Origin of the sequence: Tautonia sp. JC769 (assembly GCF_040717455.1) — a bacterium.
Classification (GTDB): domain Bacteria; phylum Planctomycetota; class Planctomycetia; order Isosphaerales; family Isosphaeraceae; genus Tautonia.
Genome location: NZ_JBFEFH010000007.1, coordinates 236,447 through 250,359, shown reverse-complemented (window position 1 = coordinate 250,359; position 13,913 = coordinate 236,447). Strand labels below are relative to the sequence as shown.

Genomic DNA, 13,913 nt, shown 5'->3' with positions numbered 1-13,913 from the left:
GCCTCTGCCGGCTTGCTTGCGGCCGGGGCGCCGCGTGGGGAATTCGCGCCCGGCGTCGTGTCTCACCTCCTTGTCCGACCGGACCATCGGCCCATGCCTCGCGAGCGATCGCTGTCTGAAGAACCGACCGAGTTCACGATCCGGGCCCGGTCGGAGGCGAAGCGGATCGACCATTACCTGCATAGCCGGTTCCCGGACTACTCGCGGAGCGTCTTCCAGAAGGTGATCGACGCGGGGGCGGTCCTGGTGAACGACCAGGCGGTGAAGGCGTCGTACAAGGTGCAGCTGGGGGACCGGGTGCGGGTCTGGCTGCCGGTGCTCGACCACGACGTGCCGCAGGCGGAAGACATCCCGCTGAACTTCATCTATGAAGATGACACGATGGCGGTGGTGGACAAGGCGCCGAACATGGTGGTGCACCCGGCGAAGGGGAACTGGTCGGGGACCCTGGTCAACGCCTTGCAGCATCATCTCGATCGATTGTCGAGCGTCTCGGGGGAGCTGAGGCCGGGGATCGTGCACCGACTCGACCGGGATACGTCGGGCCTGATCTTGATTGCCAAGGCGGATCGGTCGCACACGCACCTGGCCAAGCAGTTCGAGGACCGGACGATCCGGAAGCAGTACCTGGCGATCGTGTCGGGGTCGCCGGAGCGGGATAGTGATTATATCGACAAGCTGATCGGCCATCACCCGACGCATCGGGAGAAGATGGCGATCCGGAGGCCGGAGGACGGCGGGAAGGTCGCCCGGACGTTCTACAAGGTGCTGGAGCGATTCCGGGGGTATGCGTTGATCCTGTGCGAGCCGAAGACGGGCCGGACGCATCAGATCCGGGTGCACTTGACGCACGTCGGCTGCCCGATCGTGGCCGATAAGCTGTACTCGGGGCGGGACAGGCTGACGATGGGCGACTTGATCGGCCCCGAGGCTCCCGACGCGGATCGGGTGTTGATCGGCCGGCAGGCCTTGCATGCGCATCGGCTCTCGCTGATCCACCCGAAGACGGAGGAGCCGATGGAGCTGGTGTCGCCGGTGCCGGAGGACATGCAGGCGGTTTTGCAGGCGTTGCGGGAGCATCGGGCGATCGGTTGAGCACGGGCAAGATGCCGGATTGGGGGCATCAGGGGACGGGGAGAGGGGACCGCGCGTGGAGACGCGGAGACGCGGAGAACGGAGGGGGAGAGACGTTTCTCGCTCCCCAGTGGCTCGACGGCGGTGCGGGAGCGGTGTCGTGTCGATGACACAATCCCTTGGTGCATCCGCCGGATTCTGGAGCGTGGCGACGGGAAGGATCGGGGAGTATGATCGCCGAATGCTCCTTCCGACTGACCGGTCGGGAGGAGGATGGCCCTTCGATTTCGCAACGCGAGCGCCAACAGGAGCGATTGATCGATGACTCTCCGCAAGAGCAGGTGGTTTGCCGCCGTGGTGGCGGTGGGGATGGCCGCGGCGATGCCGGCCGTCGCCGAGGTGACGCCGAACCCGATCTTCTCGGACGGCATGGTGCTGCAACAAGGCACCACGGTCCCCATCTGGGGGACGGCCGACCCCGGGGCCGAGGTGACGGTGAGCTTCCGCGACCAGGAGGCGACCGCGACCGCCGGCGACGATGGAACCTGGATGGCCACTCTGAACGACCTGGAGGCCGGAGGCGACGGCGGCACCCTGACGATCGCCAGCGGTGACGACTCGGTGACGATTGAGAATGTGCTCGTCGGCGAGGTCTGGGTCTGCTCCGGGCAGTCGAACATGCAGTGGGCCGTGAGCCAGAGCGCCAACCCGGACGAGGTGATCGCCGGGTCGGAGGACGATCAGCTCCGCCTGCTGACCGTGCCCCGGGTCGGGACGGGCGAGCCCCAGGACACGGTCGACGTTTCCTGGTCGGCCTCGAGCCCGGAGACGATCCCCGGCTTCTCGGCCGTGGCGTACCACTTCGGCAAGATGCTCCGCAAGGAGCTGGGCGTGCCGGTCGGCCTGATCAGCACGAACTTCGGCGGCACCCCGGCCGAGGCCTGGACCGATACGGCCGCCCTGGCCGCGCACCCGTACCTGAAGGGGATCCTCGACCGGCCGGAGAACCCGCGCGAGTCGCACCGGCCGGGCTGGCTCTACAACGCGATGATCCACCCGATCGTCCCCTACGGCATCGCCGGGGCGATCTGGTACCAGGGGGAATCGAACGCGGGGCAGGCTTTTGAGTATCGCACGCTGTTCCCGACGATGATCGAGAACTGGCGAGACGCCTTCGGCCAGGGAGATTTCCCGTTCCTGCTGGTGCAACTGGCGCCGTTCAGGGCGATCCGGACCGAGCCGGGGCCGAGCGACTGGGCCGAACTGCGCGAGGCCCAACTGCTGGCGACCCAGGTCCTGCGCAACGTGGCGATGGCCGTGATCACCGACGTGGGGGAGGAAGACGACATCCACCCGAAGGCCAAGGAGCCGGTCGGTCAGCGGCTGGCGCTGGCGGCCCTGGCGCTGGAGTACGGCAAGGACATCCCCTACTCCGGGCCGACCCTCCGCTCGGCCTCGTTCGCCGGCGGCAAGGCGACCTTGAAGTTTGACCACGCCGACGGCGGCCTGGTGGCCAAGGACGGGTCGTTGACCGGCTTCACGATCGCCGGGGAGGACCAGAAGTTCGTCAACGCCGAGGCCGAGATCGTGGACGAGGAGACGATCGTCGTCTCCAGCCCCGAGGTCGATCATCCGGTCGCCGTCCGCTTCGGGTGGGACGATTACCCGGTGGTGAACCTCTGGAACGGCGCGGACCTGCCCGCCTCCCCCTTCCGGACCGACTCGTGGCCGGGGATCACGGTTCGGTAACAGCCGGGTTGGTGGTTGCCGAACGGAGCACCGCGGGACGATCGGGGCCTTTGTGGCGCGATCGTCCCGTTTTTGCTTATGTTGTCGTGAATAAGTTGAGATTATTTCAATCGCCACCAGGAGGTGGCGGGCGGGTCGGGGTCTGGCAGGTGGGCGAGCAGGTCGCGGCGGAAGCGTGAGGCGTCGACGGGGTAGCCGGCCGAGGGCTTGAGGCCGGGGACGAGTGCGGCCCAGTAGGCGTTGAAGCAACTCATCCAGTATTCGCGGAGGAGCTTGCTGAGGATCGAGGCGAGGGAGACGAGGGCGTCGTCGGCGTCGGCGCGGGGGAGAAGGTCGAGGGTGAGGGATCGGCGAGGGGTGCTCGCATCAGCATCGGAGCGAATGTGATAGCGGCTGAGGGCGGGGCCTTCGGGGCCGGGGGTGATGGAGGTGGTGAACGGGGGCAGGGAGGAGCGGAGCAAGTCGGCGTAGAAGTGGCGGCCGCCGTGCTTGTCGCCGCGAACGACGGTGGGGGTGCCGTCGGCGGCGAGGTCCCAGGCCCAGCCGAGCAGCTCGGCGAAGGCGGAGAAGTGGACGAGGGCCTTCGATCCGAGGTCGGCCAGCCGCCGGTTGAACCGGGACGGGCCGAGGATGACGCTGCGGAGGGCGACGATCCGCCAGGGAGCCGAGGCGAAGGGGCGGAGCCGGATGGCCGTTGCTACTCGGGCGGCGGACGCGGGGTGAGGCACGGGGCAATCGCGGCCGACCGGCAGCCAGGGGAGCAGCTCCCCCTCGCGGTCGGGATGGACGCCGAGCGTGCTGAGGAGTGATCGGAAGTCGCCGGGGAGCGGGAGCCCGGCGGCGTCGATCGCGGCGAAGGCGGCGGCGTCGAGCCGGTCGAGGCCGACGCCCTGGCGATAAAGGCGTTTGGAATCGTCGATCCAGAGGCGGGCGTCGCGGATCCCCGATCGGCAGACGGTGCCGGGGCAGTCGAGCCAGGGGTCGGGGCGGGCGTCGTCCGGCCCCTCGGCGACGACGGCGGTCATGACCAGGGGGCCGAGATTGGGGCCGTATCCGGCCTCGTCGATGCCGATCCAGCGCATGGAGAGGGCCAGGCTCGAAGGGGGCGGAAGGGTGTCGAGGGAGCGGCCCGAGCGGGGCGGGGTCGACCACGACCTGAACGACGCTCGGTGGGCGATCACGAATGAGGAGTTGGCTGTCCGTGGCGGATTGATCGGGCCGCGGACCCCCTCACCCGGCCTGCGGCCACCCTCTCCCCCGCACGCGGGGGCGAGGGCTGAATCTGACACCCTCTGCCCCGCAAGTGGGGGCGAGGGTTGAGGCGGTCTTCTCGAGGGGGAGCGACGGGTCAGGCGGCCGGGGCGGAGGAGGGTTCGTCGAGGTGAGCGGGACGGGCGACGGCGGGCAGTTCGCCGTCGGAGTCGGGTTCGGGGGTGGAGGCGGTGGACGTGGTCGAGGCCCAGGTGCCGGTGGGGGGGCGGCCCTGGATTTCGGAGGCGAGCGAGGAGTAGTCGGCCGCTCCTCGGCTGGAAGGGGCGTACTGGAAGATGGACTGCCCGAAGCTGGGGCACTCGGCCAGGCGGATGTTGCGGCGGATGCGGGACCTGAAGATCTGGGCGTCGGACCAGGGGGAGCTGGCCTGGCGCCGGGCCTCGAAGAAGCGTTCGAGGTCGTCGATCACCTCGGCGCCGAGGCGGGTGCCGGAGTCGTACAGGCAGAGGACGACGCCGGAGACGCGAAGGTCGCGGTTGACCCGCTTCGAGACGAGGTGGATCGTCTCCAGGAGCTTCGAGAGGCCGTGCAGGGCGAGGAAGTGGGCCTGCAGGGGGATGAACACCTCTTGAGCGGCGCAGAGGGCATTGAGGGTGAGGATGCCGAGCGAGGGGGGGCAGTCCATGAGGACGAAGTCGTAGGGGGCGTCGTCGGCCTCGTCGGCGGCGAGGAGGTCGCGGAGGATGACCTCGCGGCCGACGGTGCCGATCAGCTCGACCTCGGCGGCGGCCAGGTCGATGTGGCTGCCGCAGATGAACAGGTTGTCGGCGACCTGGCGGCGGACGTCCTTCAGGGGGAGTCCCTGGGTCAGGACGTCATAGAGAGACGGCCCCGATCGGCCGGGCATCAGGCCGAGATGCAAGGTGGCATGGGCCTGCGGGTCGAGGTCGAGCACCAAGGTCCGGTGCCCTTCGTTGGCGAGGGCGGCGGCGAGGTTGACGGTCGTGGTCGTCTTGCCCACGCCCCCCTTCTGGTTCAAGACCGCGATCCGGCGCGTCATCGGGTTCCCTCCCTGGTCGCGGAGTGTGGGGTTGGTTCGCGTTCGAAGGCCTGGATTCGATCGAATTCGGGTCCGTCCGACTCCTTCTTTGGAACAATGCGCGGTGACGCAACGCCCCAGTGCTTCGCCGAGTTTAACCGGCGAGTCCCGCCGCGCGAACCCGAGAACCTGGGGGCGACGGGACCGGGAGGCTCGTCCTGGTCCTGGGTCGCTCCGACCGATGCCGGCCGCTCCGGGGCCGAGGGGGCGCCGGAGCGGCCGGCCACAGCCCGGAGCCCCTGGGGGAATGGGAGGTTTGCGCGGTCGGGAGGGGGGTGGCCGGAGTCGTGATGAGTCAGGCGGACTCGAGGATGCTCAGCGAGGTCTCGGTGACGATGTTTTTCACGCGGTCGCGGAAGGTGTGCATGTGGGGGGCGTCGAGGTGGGCCTTGAGGTGGTCGAGGCTCTCCCACTTCTCGACGACGGTGACGACATCGGGGCGGAAGGGGATCTGCGCGGCGATGTCGGTCTTCGCGTCGACGGCGGTGCCGTATTCGATGCAACCGTCTTCGGCGCGGACGGGTTCGAGGATCTTGGCGAACTCGGTGAGCAGGTCGGCGCGTCGTCCCGGGTGGGTGGTGATGGTGGCGATGACGTGGATCATGAGGTCTCGTCCTGTGTCGAATTTGGTCGTGAGAGCAGAGTCTATCGTTTCAGGGCTGCGCTGTCATCGGGACAGATGTGCGACTGATTCGCATTGGAACCGGGGCACGTGTGGCGAAAGCCTGAGAATTCGAGCTGATGAATCGGATTTTGCTCGCCATGTCTCTGCCAGGTCTCGCAATTGTGAAAAATGATGGTTGACAGTTCGTCAGGCTCGTGAGAAATTCAATCACGCTCAAGCGATTGGATTGTCCGAATTCTCAACCGGGCTTCTACTCTCGAATTTGAGTTCCCATTCGCAAGAGATCCGGATCCGTCGATTGTTTTTTTTCTGGTATGACCTTCCATTGAGAGGACAACCGGCCAGCACACCGTATTTCACCACGCGGAGATTCAACAAAGTCGGGTCGAGCCGTTCATAGGCACCCATGCTTTGTGATCCGACTGGTTTTGCCATCGCCTTTCGGCATGCTTCTCTCCCGGCGTGCCTTGTTCGATCCACGAATGCTAGGGCTTTCAGTCCTCTAGCAGGCGTTCACTCTGATCTGAGGGTTCATCTCGATTCACGCTCCCCTTCCGTAACTGGGGTGTGGCGGGACGTTTCCCCGGATTTGGCAGTGATTCTCGCGCGCTTTTTTCATTTCCTGGAGTCTATCCTCTAATGCGCAATTCCGAGACCCGCGATCCCCGTTCGAGCAATCGAGGCGGGTTCACCCTGATCGAGTTGCTGGTTGTCATCGCCATCATCGGCGTCCTGATCGCCCTGCTGCTGCCGGCCGTGCAGGCCGCTCGCGAAGCCGCCCGGCGTTCGCAATGCGTCAACAACATGAAGCAGATTGGCCTGGCAATGCACAACTATGAGAGCATTCATGGGGCGCTGCCGCCGGTGAAGCTCAACTCTTCGGCCTGCTCGAACGTCCCCTATCCGGCGACGGCGAACGCGCCCCAGGGCGCGGTCTTGAACACGACCGGCTTCACGATGATCCTCGGCCTGATCGAGCAGACCGCGCTCTTCGATGCTTACAATTTCAGCCAGGCCTCGTCGAACTCGATCGGATGGCAAGCATCGACGCCGAACACCACGCTGATCGGTGACCAGTCGGTCAATACCACCGTGGTCGGCAGCTTGGTTTCGGTCTACCAATGCCCGTCGGACATCGAGGGGGTGAGGCGGACGGTGACCAACTCGGTGCCGTATTACATGCAGGATGGCCGCCGCAGCAACTTCGTCATGATGGCCTCGGAGTTCACCGAATACAATTGCCCGCAGAACGCCCCTTCGAACCTGAAGGCCCGTCAGGGGATGTTCTTCACCGACCTCTCCGTGAAGTTCGCCGACGTCAAGGATGGCCTGAGCAACACCGTGATGATCGGCGAGTCGAGGCAGGAGAAGGTGAGCGAATTCTACGGTCCTTTCTGGGGATCGGGGACGCATACGTCGAGTCACGGGACCGTCTATCCGCCGACCAGCGGAAATGCCCCCAACTCGCTGCCGAATGCGCCCTGGCCCACCGCCAACCCGCCGGTGAACAACCCGAGAGGTCTTGGCTATGCCTGGCGGATCGGCAGTCAGCACCCGGGAGGCGTGAACATGACCATGGGTGATGGCAGCGTTCGGTTCGTGAAGGACACGATCAACGCGTTTACCTGGTGGTCCTTGCAGACGATCCAGGGTGGTGAAGTCATCAGTGCCGACCAGTTCTGATCGACTTCACGCGACAGCTCGTATCTGTACCGGAATGACGAACGGGCCGGCCCCAAGATCGCGTCGTCAGATTGGTCGAGCCCGTCGTCGATTTCGTTCCGCTTCATGTTGAGTCGAACTCGAGGAATTCACCTGCAATGCGAGCATACTGGCGATGGACGCCGGGTCTGGTTCTTGCCGCCCTTTGTTGGGGCTGTGGAGGGGACGGGCCGCCCCTGACCCCGGTTCAAGGGACCGTGATGTTCGATGGCAAACCCCTTGCCGACGCCGAACTGACGTTCGTTCCCGAACAAAGTAATGTTGATGTGACCCCCGGCACGGGCATCACCGATGCGGATGGGGAGTATCGGGCGCGTTACCTCGGGAAATTCGGCCTGAGCCCGGGTACGTACAAGGTGACATTGAGCAAATCCACGGTGGCCCCGGACATGGGAAACATCCCTCCCGAGATGCTCGACGATCCCGAACAACTGCGTCTGAGTGGCGCGACGACCCAGACGCTCCCGGACACTTACGCCGACCTGAGCAAGACCGCCTTCACGATTGAAGTCGCCGAAGGCAATGGGCCTTATGACTTCGAACTCGACTCCAAGGGCCGCTAACCCGCCACCCGTCCCGGGCAAGCAGCCGTCTTGCGCCGGCGTCCTTGATCCGAAGGAGTAAGACATTTTGGAACGGGCCCAGATTCGCCTTGCTCACTGGAGTGCAATCGTCTTGATTGCTGCTGGTTGCACCGACTCTCCTGCTCCGTCGAGCGGCCCCCAACAACTCGTGCCTGTCATGGGAGTCGTTTCCCTTGATGGCGAGCCGCTGTCTGGTGCTGTCGTCACCTTCCTCCCGACCGACGAGAAGGGTTCCCTCACGGTGAGCGAAACCGATGAGGAGGGGTCCTATTTCTTACGCTATCAAGGGGCTCCGGGGACCGCTCCGGGGAGCTACAAGGTCGGGGTGAGTCTCTATACGACCCCGGAAGGCCGAGTCATGAGCCTTGGGGCTCGCGACGCCCTGACGACCCCTCCCGGTTTCGAGCAGGCCTTTGAACGGCTGCCCGTGAGGTACAGCGATTTCGGCCAGACCGATCTGACGGTCGAGGTCACCGACCGCGGCGGGACGTTCGACTTCGACCTGGAAGGCCCCCTGCTCGATCCGCCGACGGCCGAGGAATCGGGCGAATCCGCCGAGGAGCCTGAGGCGGGTGCCGCGGAGGAATCGGCCGGGCCGGAATCCTCGGACGGGGAGCCGGCGGCTGAGGAGGCCCCGGCCGACGCCCCCTGATTCGCCGGGCGTTTGCAACGCAACCGAACCGGACCAGGCCCGATTGATGGCACATTGGCCGTCGATCGGGTTCTTTTTGCGCCGGGCTTTGCCCGGGCAATCGAGCCGGAGTCGGAGACGCGGAACGATGGGGAGGCGTGAAGGAGTGATGAATCGGCGGGAGTCGATCGCCGGTCCCTGGTATCGTTCGAGGGGTCGTGAGAGAATGTCGCCGCGACGGAGGAGGACCATCAGGGCCGGGGCGATCGGCCGGGATCATGGTGTCGGGTGGTGACGCTGGAGCCGGGGGATCGGGCGGGATTGCTTCGCGTGTGCCGGGAGGGCTGGGCGGGAGCGGGGACGGCCGACGCCTGAGGGTGGCATGATGAGTGCGGTGCATCGAGGACCGAGCGATGGCCGGGGCCGGTCGTGAATCTCCTGGAGCGTGGGAGGCCGCGATTGCGAGAGGGAATCCATCAACGGGGGAGGATCGCAGCGTGAATGGGGTCATCGTCGGTCAGTTCTTGCTGGGGGTGGTGGGCTTAATTTTCGGCGCAAGGTTTCTGGTCCAGGGCGCGGCTCGGCTGGCCGTGACGGTCGGGGTGCCTCCCCTGGTGATCGGCCTGACGGTGGTGGCCTTCGGCACCGGGGCGCCGGAAATGGCGGTGACGCTGCGCGCGGCCTGGTCGGGCGACCCGAGCATGGCCGACCTGGGGGTCGGGAACGTGGTCGGCAGCAATATCGCGAACGTGCTGCTGGTGCTGGGGTTCTCGGCCTTGATCACGCCGCTGGTGGTGCGGTCGCGGTTGGTGGGGTGGGACGTGCCGGTGATGATCGTGGCCTCGGTGGCGATCCTGCTGCTGGGGCGCGACGGGCGGTTGAGTCGGGCCGACGGGGCGGTCCTCTTCTCGGGGATCGTGCTGTACACATTCGCGTCGATTTATCACGGCCGTCGGGTGACGGCCCGAGAGCGGGCGGCGCTGGCCGAACTGGAAGAGGTGCCGGATCGCCCGGCGGCGGGCCCGGGCCAGATCGCCTTGCAATTCTTCCTGATCGTCCTCGGGCTGTCGATCCTGGTGGTCGGGGCCGATCTCCTGGTCCAGGCGGCGACGGCGATTGCCAAGAGCCTGGGCGTGAGCGAGCTGGTGATCGGCCTGACGGTGGTGGCCGTCGGCACGTCGTTGCCGGAAGTGGCCACGTCGATCATCGCCGCGTTGAAGGGCGAGCGCGAGATGGCGCTCGGCAACGCGGTGGGCAGCAATATCTTCAACATCTTCGCCGTGCTCGGCCTGGCGGGCCTGGCGACGCCGGAGGGGGTCCCGGTGTCTCGGGCGGCCCTGAATTTCGACATCCCGGTGATGATCGCCGTCGCCCTGACCTGCCTGCCGGTGGTCTTCACCGGGGCCCGGATCGCCCGGCGCGAGGGCCTGCTGTTCCTGGGGTATTACGTCGCCTACCTGGCATACTTGTATTTGAAGCAAGGTGAGCATTCGTTGCTGGAAGAGTTCAGCACGGTGATGCTCCTGTTCGTCTTGCCGCTGACGGCGCTGGCGCTGGTGGTGTCGGTGGTGTCGGCGGTGCGCTCGGGCCGGACGACGCACGCGATCCGATCGAGGAAGTGACCGGGGGGCCGGGGACGCCGGGTGCTCCTGGCGGGCGACGTCCGATCGGCAGCCGGCCCGGGCGACCGCGCCTCGATCGGACCGGGAGCAGCATGCGTCGCGGAGGGCGGCCCGACCGGGGCGATGGCGGTGGGACCCGGCGGGCCGGAATCCGGCGAAGCGCCGGGCGGTCGCCAGGGCGCGGGCCCGGGAGTGGATTCGCAACGCCTGATCGGCCGGGCGGCGCTGCTCAGGGACGGGGGGGAGGAGGCGTGCCGGGGGGCGGGGCGTCTCGCCAGCGATCGAGCCGTCGCCGGAGCAGGCGATCGATGAAGGTGTCGTAATCGGGCGCGGAGCGTCGGCGTCGGGGATCCCAGCGTCGGCCTTTCTCGTGGTTGCACGAGGCGTGGACGAGGGCGAGGTTGCGGGGGTCGTCGGTGCCCCCTCGGCTGCGGGCGCGGATGTGTTCGAGCGTCGCCCCTTCGCCGGTCCGGGCGTCGAAGGCGATCGGCCCGTTGCAGATCAGGCATTTGCCGACCCAGAGGTCGCCGCGCCGCTCGAAGGTGGAGTCGGTGCGGGCGACCTGGTCGAACGTGCGGGCGAGGCTCATGAGGAGGTCCCGGGTCCTCCCCAGTGCTCGGGGGCTCGGGAGGCGCCCGACGGGGCGGGCTGCGGCGTCGCGTTCCGGAGCGCCGTGCGGACCATGACGTACTCGCTGATGTTTTCGAGCGTCAGGAGGCCGATGGGTCGTCCCATCCCGTCGACGACCTGGAGGCAGGGGCCTTCCCCCTCGCGGAGCCGGGCGAGCGCGGGGACGAGTGGGGAATCGAGCGCGATGGTGCCGAGCGTCGGCTGGGCGAAGTCGGCCACGCGGCCGTCTCGCCCGGCTTTGGAGAGGCCGTCCATCAGGCTGGATCGGGTGAGGACGCCGATCGGCCGATGGCGGTCGTCGTCCTCGACGACGGGGAAGTCCTGCTGCGAGCCGGCCAGCAAGAGTTCGGCGGCATGGCCGAGCGAGTCGTCGGGCGAGAGGGTCTGGTAGTCGGTGAGCATGGCGTCCCGGACGAAGGCACCTTTCATGTTCACCCGCTCCTCGACCTGCCGGGCCTCGGCCTCGGCCCCGATCCAGACGAACAGGGCGATGAGCAGCAGGAAGGGGTTGCTGCTGATCAGTCCGAGGAAGCCGAAGGCGATGGCCAGCGACTGGCCGATGGTGGCCGCCAGCCGGGTGGCCCGCGCGTAGGGCAGGCTCATGGCCAGCAGGGCGCGCAGGACCCGCCCGCCGTCCATCGGGAAGGCGGGGATCATGTTGAACACGACGAGGAAGAGGTTGAGGAACGCGAGCGTGCCGAACGGGTTGGTGCCCGCGTCGAACAGGTTGCCGGTCGACCAGATGGCCATCAGCCCCTTGCCCGAGAGCAAGAGGCCGCCGATCAAGACGGCGGCGATCACCACGTTGACCGCCGGGCCGGCCAGGGCGACGAGGAGTTCTTGCGAGGGTTTCTCGGGGATGCGTTGGAGCCGGGCGACGCCGCCGATCGGCAGCAAGGTGATGTCGGACGTCGGCACGCCGAAGCGCCTGGCCATCAGGGCGTGGCCCAGCTCGTGCAGCACGACGCAGCCGAAGACGGCGATGACCATCAGGACCGCCGCCAGGGCGGCCCCGATGTCCTGATCGCTGATGGTATAGGCCCGCCAGCCGATGAACCCCAGCAGGATCAAGAACGTCCAGTGCACGTAGAGCGGGATGCCGGCGAGCTTGCCGAGCTTGATGGACCAGGTCATGCGGATGCGAACTCCTTCGACGCGGTGACGGTCCGTCGACGCGGCCGTCGCGCCGCGATCCGATCGGGTTCCCTGGGGCGTGAGCGTGGCGAAATCCGACCCGGGACGCCGTGCCGGCCGATCGGGCCACGTCCGATCGTCGAGACGGCTGCCGGTCGACTTCGCGAATCTCGATATAGCGTACACGTTTGGGCAAGCAGAGACAGCACGCCGCGGGCCAAAGTCGATCGGCCGATGGGACCGCCCGCCGCCGTCCTCGCTTCGGGGTTGACTGGCCGTTTGTGCAGAGTATGCTTCCGTTCATGATGACGGCAGAGCGAGCGGTGGGGCACCTGGACGCGGATTGTTTCTACGTGTCGGCCGAGCGCGTGCGCGACGAGTTCCTGCGCGACAAGCCGGTCGGCGTGCTGGGCAATCAGGGGGCGTGCGTCATCGCCAAGAGTTACGAGATGAAGGCCAGCGGCGTCGGCACGGGCATGCCCATCTGGGACGCCCTCGACCGCTGCCCGACCGGGGTCTACCTGAAGCGCGACTTCCGGTGGTACGAGGTCCTCAGCCGCCTAATGCTGGAGGTGGCCCAGGAGTTCTCGGACCGGGTCGAATACTACTCGATCGACGAGTTCTTCTTCCGAGCGATTCCGTTGCGGGGCAAGGACTTTCAGCAGACGGCCGGGGCGATCCGCGATGCGATCTGGGAGCGATTGGGGGTGCCGGTGACGGTCGGCATCGCGCGGTCGAGGACCCTGGCCAAGCTGATTTCCGACGCGGCCAAGCCGTTCGGCGCCCTGGCGGTCTTGGACGAGGAGGCCGAGCGGGCCCTGCTGGCCGATCGGCCCGTCACGGAGATCACCGGCATCGCCGGCCGTCGCGAGCGTCGGCTGGCGCCGTGGGGCATCCGGACCTGCCGCGACCTGGCCGAGGCCGATCGTCGGCTCGTCCGGGGGCTGCTGACGGCCTCGGGCGAGTCGCTCTGGTGGGAGCTCAACGGCGAGGCGGTCCACCCGATCCAGCCGGAGCGGCCGGTGCAGCGTGTCCTGTCGCGCGGCGGGAGCTTCGGCGAGCCGGCGACCGACCCGATCGTCCTGTACGCCTGGCTGGTCCGGAACCTGGAACGCCTGATCGAGGAGCTGCGGTTTCACCGCATCTGCGCCGGCCGATTGACCGTCTGGGTCTCGTACCGCAACGGCGAGGTGGGCGTCGGCCAGGCGAACCCGGCCGTGCCGACCGACCGCTTCGACCTGCTGCTCGACGCGGCTCGCGTGTGCCTTCGCCGGGCGTACGTCCCCCAGGCCGCCGCGACCCGGATGCACCTGATCGCCGAGCGCCTGGTGCGTCGCTCGTCGTCTCCCCGAGACCTGTTCGAGTCTTCCGGCGCCGCCGACCGCGCCGAGTCCGTGGCCCGGCTCAAGGAACTGATTAATCACCGCCACGGCCGCTTCGCCCTGCGCAGCGCCGCCACGCTCCCGCTGGTCGAGATCTACCGCGACTCGGCCAACGGCTTCGACATCTGCGACATCCGCGGCAAATTCTGCTTCTGACTACCCTGCCCTGCCTCGAGTCGCTACCATAAGGATTGCCCCCTCCCACGGCCCCGCCGTTCGGGGGCAAACCTGCTGGAGGGGTGCCAGAGTGGTCGATTGGGGCGGTCTTGAAAACCGCTGAGGCGGCAACGTCTCCGGGGGTTCGAATCCCTCCCCCTCCGCTCGGACAGGATGCGACAGAGGCCGACATGGAGCGTCAAACTCCTGAGTATTCAGGAGAGCTGCGATCCATGATTGTTGTGTTATAAGAATTTATTTTGATCTGTGTCGGGTCGTCCGATTCCGACGCC

12 protein-coding genes and 1 tRNA gene are annotated in these 13,913 nt (G+C 67.1%); 8 read left to right on the top strand and 5 right to left on the bottom strand.

Annotated elements, in window-relative coordinates:
• Positions 1 to 93 precede the first annotated feature (93 nt).
• Both AB1L88_RS10145 and AB1L88_RS10140 read left to right on the top strand, forming a co-directional pair.
• Complete coding sequence (locus tag AB1L88_RS10145; RefSeq protein ID WP_367096537.1) at positions 94 to 1,095, top strand: RluA family pseudouridine synthase; 1,002 nt, start codon at positions 94 to 96, stop codon at positions 1,093 to 1,095.
• 300 nt (positions 1,096 to 1,395) lie between these two features.
• A complete protein-coding gene (locus AB1L88_RS10140) occupies positions 1,396 to 2,823 on the top strand; it encodes a sialate O-acetylesterase (protein ID WP_367096536.1) in 1,428 nt (475 codons plus the stop codon).
• 101 nt (positions 2,824 to 2,924) lie between these two features.
• On the opposite strand, the gene AB1L88_RS10135 is transcribed toward AB1L88_RS10140, so the two are convergent.
• The 3 genes from AB1L88_RS10135 to AB1L88_RS10125 form a co-directional block, all read right to left on the bottom strand.
• On the bottom strand, positions 2,925 to 3,905 hold the full coding sequence (locus AB1L88_RS10135) for a hypothetical protein (RefSeq protein WP_367096535.1): 981 nt from the start codon (positions 3,903 to 3,905) through the stop codon (positions 2,925 to 2,927).
• A 266-nt stretch (positions 3,906 to 4,171) separates the two neighbouring features.
• Positions 4,172 to 5,095: a ParA family protein gene (locus tag AB1L88_RS10130; RefSeq protein ID WP_367096534.1), complete on the bottom strand. Its 924-nt coding sequence runs from the start codon at positions 5,093 to 5,095 to the stop codon at positions 4,172 to 4,174.
• A 334-nt stretch (positions 5,096 to 5,429) separates the two neighbouring features.
• A complete protein-coding gene (locus AB1L88_RS10125; RefSeq protein ID WP_152051488.1) occupies positions 5,430 to 5,738 on the bottom strand; it encodes a putative quinol monooxygenase in 309 nt (102 codons plus the stop codon).
• Positions 5,739 to 6,398: 660 nt separating this feature from the next.
• Here AB1L88_RS10125 and AB1L88_RS10120 point away from each other — a divergent pair.
• From AB1L88_RS10120 to AB1L88_RS10105, 4 genes are all read left to right on the top strand, one after another.
• Positions 6,399 to 7,442, top strand: a complete 1,044-nt coding sequence (locus tag AB1L88_RS10120) for a DUF1559 domain-containing protein (RefSeq protein ID WP_367096533.1) — start codon at positions 6,399 to 6,401, stop codon at positions 7,440 to 7,442.
• A gap of 239 nt (positions 7,443 to 7,681) precedes the next feature.
• Positions 7,682 to 8,044 (top strand): carboxypeptidase-like regulatory domain-containing protein, encoded by a 363-nt coding sequence (locus AB1L88_RS10115; protein ID WP_367096532.1) that lies wholly within the window; start codon positions 7,682 to 7,684, stop codon positions 8,042 to 8,044.
• 262 nt (positions 8,045 to 8,306) lie between these two features.
• A complete protein-coding gene (locus AB1L88_RS10110; protein ID WP_367096531.1) occupies positions 8,307 to 8,717 on the top strand; it encodes a carboxypeptidase regulatory-like domain-containing protein in 411 nt (136 codons plus the stop codon).
• Between the two features lie 476 nt (positions 8,718 to 9,193).
• Complete coding sequence (locus tag AB1L88_RS10105; RefSeq protein ID WP_367096530.1) at positions 9,194 to 10,318, top strand: calcium/sodium antiporter; 1,125 nt, start codon at positions 9,194 to 9,196, stop codon at positions 10,316 to 10,318.
• A 229-nt stretch (positions 10,319 to 10,547) separates the two neighbouring features.
• Here AB1L88_RS10105 and AB1L88_RS10100 read toward each other — a convergent pair whose 3' ends face one another.
• Entirely contained in the window at positions 10,548 to 10,907 is a 360-nt protein-coding gene (locus AB1L88_RS10100; protein ID WP_367096529.1) for an HNH endonuclease signature motif containing protein, read from the bottom strand.
• Positions 10,904 to 12,082, bottom strand: a complete 1,179-nt coding sequence (locus AB1L88_RS10095; RefSeq protein WP_367096528.1) for a site-2 protease family protein — start codon at positions 12,080 to 12,082, stop codon at positions 10,904 to 10,906. Before AB1L88_RS10095 ends, AB1L88_RS10100 begins: the two co-directional genes overlap by 4 nt.
• Positions 12,083 to 12,384: 302 nt before the next feature.
• On the opposite strand from AB1L88_RS10095, the gene AB1L88_RS10090 reads away from it, so the two are divergent.
• Together AB1L88_RS10090 and AB1L88_RS10085 are read left to right on the top strand one after the other, a co-directional pair.
• Positions 12,385 to 13,620: a nucleotidyltransferase gene (locus tag AB1L88_RS10090; protein ID WP_367096527.1), complete on the top strand. Its 1,236-nt coding sequence runs from the start codon at positions 12,385 to 12,387 to the stop codon at positions 13,618 to 13,620.
• A gap of 77 nt (positions 13,621 to 13,697) precedes the next feature.
• Positions 13,698 to 13,784 (top strand) — tRNA-Ser (locus AB1L88_RS10085).
• Positions 13,785 to 13,913 lie beyond the last annotated feature (129 nt).

Coding starts and splice junctions, on each gene's coding strand:
- AB1L88_RS10145 (WP_367096537.1), top strand. CDS start 94: ATGCCTCGCGAGCGATCGCTGTCTGAAGAACCGACCGAGTTCACGATC.
- AB1L88_RS10140 (WP_367096536.1), top strand. CDS start 1,396: ATGACTCTCCGCAAGAGCAGGTGGTTTGCCGCCGTGGTGGCGGTGGGG.
- AB1L88_RS10135 (WP_367096535.1), bottom strand. CDS start 3,905: ATGCGCTGGATCGGCATCGACGAGGCCGGATACGGCCCCAATCTCGGC.
- AB1L88_RS10130 (WP_367096534.1), bottom strand. CDS start 5,095: ATGACGCGCCGGATCGCGGTCTTGAACCAGAAGGGGGGCGTGGGCAAG.
- AB1L88_RS10125 (WP_152051488.1), bottom strand. CDS start 5,738: ATGATCCACGTCATCGCCACCATCACCACCCACCCGGGACGACGCGCC.
- AB1L88_RS10120 (WP_367096533.1), top strand. CDS start 6,399: ATGCGCAATTCCGAGACCCGCGATCCCCGTTCGAGCAATCGAGGCGGG.
- AB1L88_RS10115 (WP_367096532.1), top strand. CDS start 7,682: ATGTTCGATGGCAAACCCCTTGCCGACGCCGAACTGACGTTCGTTCCC.
- AB1L88_RS10100 (WP_367096529.1), bottom strand. CDS start 10,907: ATGAGCCTCGCCCGCACGTTCGACCAGGTCGCCCGCACCGACTCCACC.
- AB1L88_RS10095 (WP_367096528.1), bottom strand. CDS start 12,082: ATGACCTGGTCCATCAAGCTCGGCAAGCTCGCCGGCATCCCGCTCTAC.
- AB1L88_RS10090 (WP_367096527.1), top strand. CDS start 12,385: ATGATGACGGCAGAGCGAGCGGTGGGGCACCTGGACGCGGATTGTTTC.